Here is a 9,710-nt window from a genome sequence, read left to right on the forward strand (position 1 = left end):
AAGAATCACCCTAAGCGGAATGTAGCCCGGTTATTATGACCTTAATGGGCGTAATCCCGTTGTCGTTAATTCTCCACTTTCTGAAAAGTGTATCGGCCTGCCGGTTGATGTGTGCAAACACCAGTCGATTGTGGTCACGCAGCATACCGGCTGTTAGCTGATGATAGAAAACAATGCGGAAGTTTGGGATGGAGTGAATAATTTTTCCGAAATCAAAGTACTCCGGATTCATGTAAGGTGAAAATAACTTGTATCATTTTTCACCGTGTGCCTAAATCAATACAACAGAAAGAAAACAACTTAAAAGCATCCTTAGAAAGATGATTTATGTAAGAGTGAGTTATTAATTTAGCAGTATTGAATCTATCAGTATTACCAAATTTGCTGGTCGTTGACAACAGCGTTATTGTACTTATAATAGCGAGGTAACCCATTTTCGAAAAGCTCAACAGATTCACAATTCTCAGTGGCTTCCGGATATAAAAGCAATCGTTCATGCAGGATACCAACACCCGATCGGAAAGTCAAATCCAGGACACGCTCAACTACATTGGATGCTATAACCGAATAAGTCCATATTTTTAAATGACGAGATGGCAAAAGAGCCGTTCATAAGCATAGCTCATAAGCTTTTCCTTTTACACGGTTCCATCAAAAAAAGCAGCAGAAACCGGTTATCTGGTTCCTGCTGTTTTTATTTTTAAGATCTGCCGATCCTTCTGCTATCTGTTAATAAATATTTTGTGAGTTGAAACGTAGCCGTCTTTTTCCACAACTTGAATTGTGTAAGAGCCGACTGGCAGGTTCTTCACATTTATTCCATTCGTAGTAATTTTCGCAGATTGATAAACAGTTGTTAGGCTATTGTTAACGATCAACACCTTACTAACCTTTTCCGGGGGTAATATTCTGTACAAACAGTATGTCAGAAACCGGATTGGGATAGACATTGACTAACCTTAGCTCGTCGAAATTGACACTTCTGATTCTGCTGTAAACGTAAGTCGCATCGCAATCCACCATTCTCAGACGATAGTAACATCCGCTACCGGTTTAGTGTGTAAATAGTCACAAGTGTTTCTTTACTTACTATCCCCGTTTGCATTTACCCTCGCCAGCGTTTTCCAGCTCTTACTATCTGCGCTATGCTCAACCCCGAAGAAATCACTGTTCACTTCTTCTGTTGTTGCCCAATCCAGACGTACCGAGTTCCCGTCACCTTTTTTCGCTTCAGAGCGTGTCAGTGTTAGAGGAAGAGACACCCCAAAAGGAACGCTGATTGTTTTTGGATCAGATACCACACCAGCTGCATCAGTAACATCACCAGTAGATGTAACCACAATTCCTGGTAAGATTCCGTTGGGTGTACCATCGGCACTGCCAGTAGTTGTTCCAAGTTGTTTGCCCGGGTTACTCCATCCGGTTGGAAGCGGCGAGTTGGCCGTTGTACTTCCAGATGGGTTAGTGCCTGGCACAGCGGAATAAAATCTCTCATGGCGGTAAAAGGTTTTATGAGGAAATAGAATTTTCCAGTAAAATACCCTCCCCCCAAAAGAAAATTGAGTACCCTTCACTGGCGCACAGCCTGGAAGGATACTCAATAAAAAATACTACTTGTAATAGATAGACAGTTGCGTATCTATTGTGAAAAACTCCTTATTTCTGTACCGTTATTTTATGGCGGCTCACCGAACCGTCAGTCATTTTAAGTACAACAATGTAGATACCCGACGACAGTGAAGATATATTCACGCCTTCTACTGGTATTTTGCTCAACTCAACATGAAGCCTTCCTGAATTGTCATAAACCAACACGCGGTTAACAGTTTCAGCTTTCACATCTTTGAAGAACAATCTGCTTGAAACCGGATTTGGATATAGAACAACACCAGCTACACCATCCATGCGGATCGAACGGATACTGCTGTAAGCATATGTATCGTCCTGATCAATCATTTTCAGACGGTAGTAGTTGATTCCGGAAAGTGGAGACAAATCGTCAAACTTGTAGGTGTTCAGACTTGCAGACTCTCCTGTGGAAGCTACTTGTCCAAGAGTGTTCCAGCTTTTTGCATCCGCACTACGTTCGATACTAAACGATTTACTGTTTTTCTCGCTGGTAGTTGCCCAGTTCAACACCACTTTATCTTCATTCCTGCTTACATTGAAGTTAGCCAACGTCACAGGAAGAGCAGAGTCTTCAGTAGTAGATACATATATAAAACTACTAAAAGCTGTAATGCCGTGGAACTCCACATAGCGTACACCATCTTCTACTCCTGTTGTTGCTGGAACAACTTCTATCGCTAGTGCAGGATTAAGCAAACCATCCGCATATACATCCGCAATGGCTGCATCGGCATCGCCTTCAAATTTATACCAGCCATTTTTTACTGCTCCGGCTACTATTGTGTTATCAAGCTCATCCTGGCTGTAATACACACGTACCTTCACACCACTGTAGGTTCCAGCCGTATTATCTGTAACTGTAGAAATACGAGGCATTACCTTTGTAGTACGGGCACCATCATCATAGGTGGTACCTTCTGGTGTGATCGTTACCGTAAGCGGTGTAGTAACAACACCGGAAGTAGCCAGCAATTTCAGTGAAGCATCGCCGGTTTTTCTGAAATAAGTCCAGGCGCTGACGATACTGCAATTATCGCTTGTTTCAACAGTTGTTTCTACCACCGATGGCAGATAAACTACTCCGCTGCTTAGTGGTGTCACCTTCGCAAAAGTGAAATAGCTCGCTCCGTTAGGGAAGCTGGTCAACAGGTCGTAATTCGCACCGTTAACAACCAGAGGCTTAGCCACAACATTGGTTGTGAAGGCTGCATCACTGGCAGTAAGCAACACATATTGCGCACAAGGTTCGACACCTGGCGCGAAAGTAGTGGTACCCACAGATGCAGTCGGGAAGCGTAACTGTACTTCATTGGTTGCATTGGTATTCTGTACTTTCCACACACGGTTCATACGACGGGCATTGTTGGTGCCTCCTGCATAATTGAATGCAGTGTACGTAGTAGGTACATCCGTCATCGCCTGCGTATTTCCATTATCACCCCAAAGGAGGAACTGACCATCGTTTAGTGAATTGGCATTGGCAGCATTGGTAGCAGCAATTGCACCCAAGCCAATGGTTACCTGACCGTTGGCAGTCAAATTCACGCTCCGGCTTTGCTTTTGATGCAGTGCCGACATTAAATCATTAGCAAGTCCCGCAATATTCTCGCTAAACCCGGCATTAGCAGTACCATCCCATACAACAGCAGAGCTGCTGCTCAAATAATTCGGCACACCTGTTGCATTGTCGTTTTTCAGTGTGATTCCGTATTTGATAGCCAGGTAAGAATTAATCCGTTGCTTCTCATTACCCGTGGAGTTTTGGTGATCAATGCTGTAAGCAAAAACTTCAGGTAATCCTCCCAAATGGCTTTCATTAAGGCTCATTCTTTCAGAACCGATTATGAATGGGCCGTTCGGATTTATAGCTACGGTGTTTCCTGCTGCCGTTCCTGTGGCAGTGTGACCATTTACTCCAATAGAAATCCCGGGAGTGTTTGCGCCTATCCATGAAATACTACCCAAGTGAGCTGGCATGGTTGAAGTTGCATATGAACCTGGCGCAGAAATGTAGCTAAGATTAGCGTAGTAGGCTCTGTATTCGCTACCAACTAATGTCAAGCTAGGCCTATTGTCGCCATCACTAAATGCATATGGTGTTCTGGTGCCTCCGCTTCCATTCTGAACAATGCCATAAACGGAACCAGGACTGTTTGCAGATGGGAAATAGCCATCGTTGTTTCTGTACAATGCATCCCCTCCATCAAAATAATAGAATGGATTAAAATTAAAGAAGTAATTTCTGCTATTGGCAGCATACTCAGCATCAGTAACCAGCAATGGTTCTCTGTCAGTATTATCCTCCTGAGAAACATCTCTTCCATTACCGGATATGTCATTCCAGACAGCTTTGTTGCCCGCTGCCACCACACCATCATTAGCCTTATGCCACATTAGGATGCCTGCGGTTACACCGCCTGGCCCCTGTAGCTGGGCAGCAAAAGTAAAATATTGACCATTCGTGATGGTAACATCTGCGTAAGCATATTCAATGCCATTTACCGTTTGGGTGTTGGTCATCGGTGTGGCAGTATATCCACCTGCGAATGTAGGATCGTTGCCTTGTAACAGGTTAAGATTCGCATAACCTGCGCGCCAAGCCACACGTACCGTTCCTACAGAGCCGGTATTCTGCGCTTTCCAAACCGATGCAAAACGATGATTCACACCTGAAATGCCAGTAAATGCCACGGTTGGTGCTTTGGCAAGACCGTTGTCTCCCCAAATCAAAAACTGGCCATTTGCAACAACCCCTGTGTTGGTAGCATTCGTATTCTGAAGCCCTGTGGTGCTGATCAGTACTTGGTTGCCTGAGTTTACGCTTCTGGATTGCTTTTGATTTAAGGAACCCAGGTCATCCTTACCAATACCAGCAATGTGATTATTATAGCCTGTATTTGTAGTTACTGCATCCCAGACAACTGCGCCAGACGAATTGACATAATTTTGTGCAACTGTCTGGTCCAGCGTGATACCATACTTCAATGCTAAGTAGCTGTGAATTCTGGCAAGATCCGTATCCAGCATATCACCACCCGTAGTATTGTGATAAAGCACAACCTCTGCGATATCTCCATTAAAATTATCACCAGTGGTACCATCTGCACCCATGTACGCCCCTGTTGTTGGTAAAGTGTAGGAAGCTGTATATGGATATGGCGAAGGATACACTTTCTTCAAACCATTGTAGAAACCTCTCTGATTTGCTGGACTTCCTGTTTTGGGTAAAATGGCCGAATAAATACCATAATTGTTTGGCGTGGGGATTGCGGCGGCCGCTACATTGTAATTATTGCCAATTGTCGGGAACGCCGTATTTCCACCAACTCCGGTATGGAAAAATCCATCATCATTACCTGCTATGGCAAATAGCGATCTGGTGGTTGCATTACGGGCAGGATTTCTAGCTACCGTAATATAATGTACAGATCCAGCTGTGTTTAAATAGGCAATGGTGGTGTTTCTTAAATAGTTGTTGCTGCCATTAAAACTAACCGTTGGATTAAAGTTCCAGGTACTGTTATAAGTTGTTTGGTCATTGTAAGGCAGCACTGCACTACCATTTGGTGTAAGGTTCACCGCACTGGTAGTAGTAGTGGCCCATTCAGTAACCAAATTATTACCATCGGTCGTTACGCCATTGTCTGCTTTATACCAAAGCGAAAGATCCGTGCCAACGCCACCAGGCCCGGCAATAAAGCCAGCAAAGGTGAAAAATTGACCATTGCCTAAGGTGACATCCGCATAATTATAAACCAAGCCATTAACAATCTGGGTATTCGCAGACATGTCCGCTCTTGTATCAGTAGCATCAAACACCGCGTCCGTACTTTGCACCAAAGTAAGTGCCGTAATACCTGCGGGCCATGCCACACGTACCGTTCCAACCGAGCTGGTGTTCTGTACTTTCCAAATAGACGCAAAACGTAAATTTAGAGCGGGTACACCTGTAAACGGAACGCCTAACGATTTAGACAAACCATTGTCACCCCAAACCAAGTGTTGACCATTAGTAAGCGCAGTTCCATTGTCTGCATTTGTGTTATCTAAACCGGTAGTAGAAATCAGAACCTGTTGGCCTCCATTGATACTTTGGGACTGCTTCTGAACCAGTGCGCTGCCTTCATCACTTGATAAACCTGCAATGTTTTTGTTATAGCCGGCATTAGTCCCCTGGTCCCAGATTACATTTTCATTGCTGGCAACATAATTGTGTGGCAAAGTAATTCCGTACTTAATAGCAGTATAGGTCCTCACGCGCTGTTTTTCCGCTTCCGTAAGATCTCTTTCGTAAGCAATTACTTCACCGATCAAGCCATTTCTCTCTTCCGGCTGTGATCCCAATATGCTTCCGTCGGCATGCTTGGAATTACCTGCTGCGAAAGTTTGTGTATTCGCCCCTGTTGTGCCATTTTGCCCGTATTTGATTCCCGAAACACCCACTGTAAATGACACATCATTTAGGTATAGCTTGTTTGCAGCTACTGCAGGTAAAGCAGGACTGGCATCCGAATAAGGATAATTGACTACGTTCCCCCACAATCTTGTAAATACCGGATTATTGGCATTGATCAAACTGGCTGTCGTGGTCGTTGCTCCAAATCCAAGAATATCGGCATATCCTCCTACACCTCTATCCAGGTTTACTGTAAAAACAGAACTACTGGTACCATTAGCTGAATAAGGCTTACCAGCAGGAATTGCCATAAAACGCGCATTGCTACCAGTGGTACCGAAGTCAATTACCGGATTAAAGTTGTAAGCTGTTGTGGCCGTGAAAGGTTGACGGCTTGCATTAGTTTGTGTATAGTGGTTGGCGTTTCCTGAGAAGTCATTCCATTGCGACGCGGTAAAACCGTTGTCGGATTTCAACCAAACTCTGAGGTCAGCAACGACCCCACCCGGGGCACTCACTTTAGCCGCGAAGGTAAAAAACTGACCATCAGCCAATGTTACGTCAGCATAGTTATATACAATGCCGTTAATGGGAGCTGTCTCAGCAGACATAGCCGTAACCACATCGCCCCCATCTATTACCGCGTCGCTACTTTGAATTAATTTAAGGTTATCCAACCCCTTAGGCCACGCAACACGCACAACCCCTGTACCAGCATTTTGTACCTTCCATATTGAAGCAAAACGGGCATTCACATCTGTTCCAAAATCGCTGACCATAATGGAAGGGGCTTTGGCTAAACCATTATCGCCCCACACAAGGAACTGGCCATCAGTAAGCCCTGTGGTATTTAATGCGTTGGTATTGGCCAAACCAGCAGTGCCAATTAATACCTGCTTGCCGTCGTTAATACTACGTGATTGCTTCTGATGTAACGCACCGTTCACATCCCTTGCAATCCCGGCAATGTTATTGTTGTAGCCGGCATTGGTAGCCTGATCCCAGATGATGCTAGTTCCATTGCTGGCAATATAGTTGTGTGGCAAAGTAATGCCATACTTGATCGCAGTATAGGTTCTTACGCGTTGTTTCTCCGCCTCGGTAAGATCCCTTTCATAGGCAATTACTTCACCTATTAAACCATTTCTAACTTCCGGTTGCGATCCCAATACACTTCCGTCGGCATGTTTCGAATTAGCTGTGGTGAAAGTTTGCGTATTTGCTCCGGTTGTCCCGTTCTGACCATACTTAATCCCGGCAGAGCCTACGGTAAATGATACATCATTTATGTATAATTTATTTACCTGGACAGGAGGTAAAGCAGGACTGGCATCCGAATAAGGATAATTGACTACGTTAGTACCCAATCTGGTAAATACAGGATTGTTCGCATTGATCAGGCTGGCTGTAGTAGTAGTTGACCCAAACCCAATAATATCGCCATATCCACCGACAGCTCTATCCAGGTTTACTGTAAAAACTGAACTGCTGGTTCCATTAGCCGAATAAGGTTTACCCACCGGAACAACCATAAAACGGGCATTGCTGCCCGAAGTTCCGAAATCGACTACCGGATTAAAATTATAATAATCTGCAGCCACAAAAGGTTGACGGCCGGCATTGGTTTGTGTATAATGGTTGTTATTTCCCGATCCATCCGTCCAGGAGGCCGGGGTGAAACCATTATCCGAACGTAACCATACCCGCAGATTAGCGGAAACGCCACCAGGAGTCTGCGCATCGGCGGAATGCATTCCTCCCAAAAGGGACAAAAGAATCATCCCGAAAAAATTTCGTTTTACTCTACCAAAATAACTATTCGGTCGTGTAAGATAGTTTGAATAAAATCTGTTCATAATTTTTACTTGGTTGTTTAACTTATACTAAATAAGTACCCTAAAATTCATCCTCTGCTTTCGCATTACTCCATTAGTTTTTGTGTTTGGTTAAAAATTAATTGAACTAATTGTCATTAACTGAGACTGATTATGCATCTCAAAAATCCGCATTATAGTCTCGTATTATTTGGTAGTGTGTATAGCATGAATTTTAAAAAAAGACGATAAAAAATCAGGGTTTCCATTCGAATAATAGCCCCCATTTATTGTTATAATCACAAGCAATCGAACCAGCCGTTATCAGGTTATCACGGATTTCGACCAATTATGCTTAATAAGTCAGATGTATTATGCGGAGGTAGATTTGGGTACTACGAATAACAACATAAAACTTATCATACCCTATCCTCACCCAGGTAACTGAAATTCTATTTTAATTAAGAATTACTGCTACTTAATTGCCCGCAATATATATACGAATCAATCACAAATAGGGGTAAAATCTTGTCAAAATGGTATCAATATTTTGTTTCCAGGATAGAAACAACAGTTTTATGCAGAAATTAATCGACACACAAGAATTTCTACCCTGTATCTGTAAGAGAAATTTTACACGAATGACGCACGGCACAGATGAAATACCAGGAAGAAGACATTGGTGTCAGATGTAATGACTTATCACACAACTTTAAATGTTTGTTGGATATTCCGACCCAAAGTAAGCCAATCTCACCTGGGTTTTGAGGATAAAAAAACCTCCTGGTGCAGCCAGGAGAAAGGAGTCATTATTTTTTGGGGAATTATCGGAATCGATACTAATAAAGGCATTTGGCGAACACGGTGCATCCATTTTTCCATGAATCTTCCAGGAGAACGGAAGTAAAAACCTCAGGAGTAGCGCGCTGGCCAGTGAGCTCGTTTTGATAAACTCACGTCTGTTGAGATCGTTAATTTAGCCATAGATGGTATTTGATGAAATGTACTACGTTAATAATTCGAATTCATATCCTATATCAGCACATGTCCGGTGACTTTGTTTCTCATTATAGCAAGCACCTGCCTGGGCGTCTATCGGAGATGGCGTAATTTTGATTCTCCTTAAAAAATTTTCAATGATCCAGATCCTTATTGTCAGGTTTTGCGGTCCGCCGCGGTCATGAGATGGTAATTAATTGCAGACTTATCATGACTTTGAATTGAAAAAAGATGCTCGGTAGTCAATGCTGTATTAGTATCCTTTTTGCTGAATCAAATCTGCTCGATCTAAATTTCAGGTTACCATTCCACCAGGTATCGGAGATACACAATTATTATGTAAAGGTTCAAAATTATAAAACCACATTCATGGTGAACTTTTGGAAGTTTTGAGACCTCTTATTATTTCTATACTCCCCTTGCGTCACCAGCGTAAGTTTCTTAAAAAACTGGAAAATTGGAGGGTTCGAAAGTAAGCCGTTTTGCAATTTCTGCTATTGGCAATTCTGAGTGCAACAACATAATTTTTACCTGCTCAAAAATTTCCTGATCATAAAAGTGAGCTGGATGTCGTCCTTAATGGTATCGCGAAATACATAATTTACTGGTGATCTGACTGATTCACATTATTTCCGCTACCTTTCCCGAAACGATATCGGATAGATCCAGAAACGCCGGTACACTTCTTTTAATTAACGTGAATTCGGGTTAAGCGGCGGTTAGAAAAAGTTGGTTTGTTTTGATTTTTTCAATATTAAGTGAAGGCTTTTTCGGAAAGAAGCAATAAGCAACCAGAGCGCCTAAAATATTCATTATAAAATTATTAACAGATCTGTGGCGAGTATGCTCGATCTGGCACAGATTCTTCAACT

General features: G+C 42.9%; 3 protein-coding genes and 1 pseudogene. All 4 read right to left on the reverse strand.

The window, feature by feature from the left end:
* Positions 1–10: 10 nt before the first annotated feature.
* A complete protein-coding gene (locus tag LZG71_RS29400) occupies positions 11–232 on the reverse strand; it encodes a hypothetical protein (RefSeq protein WP_233826702.1) in 222 nt (73 codons plus the stop codon).
* A gap of 850 nt (positions 233–1,082) precedes the next feature.
* On the reverse strand, positions 1,083–1,601 hold the full coding sequence (locus LZG71_RS29405) for a hypothetical protein (RefSeq protein ID WP_233826704.1): 519 nt from the start codon (positions 1,599–1,601) through the stop codon (positions 1,083–1,085).
* A 55-nt stretch (positions 1,602–1,656) separates the two neighbouring features.
* The gene (locus LZG71_RS29410; protein ID WP_233826706.1) at positions 1,657–7,806 is read right to left on the reverse strand and encodes a T9SS type A sorting domain-containing protein; all 6,150 of its coding nucleotides are present in this window, start codon (positions 7,804–7,806) and stop codon (positions 1,657–1,659) included.
* Between the two features lie 1,740 nt (positions 7,807–9,546).
* A pseudogene (locus LZG71_RS29415) lies at positions 9,547–9,710 on the reverse strand (IS982 family transposase); the annotation flags it as partial.

The organism is Dyadobacter sp. CY312, assembly GCF_021390535.1.
GTDB lineage: Bacteria > Bacteroidota > Bacteroidia > Cytophagales > Spirosomataceae > Dyadobacter.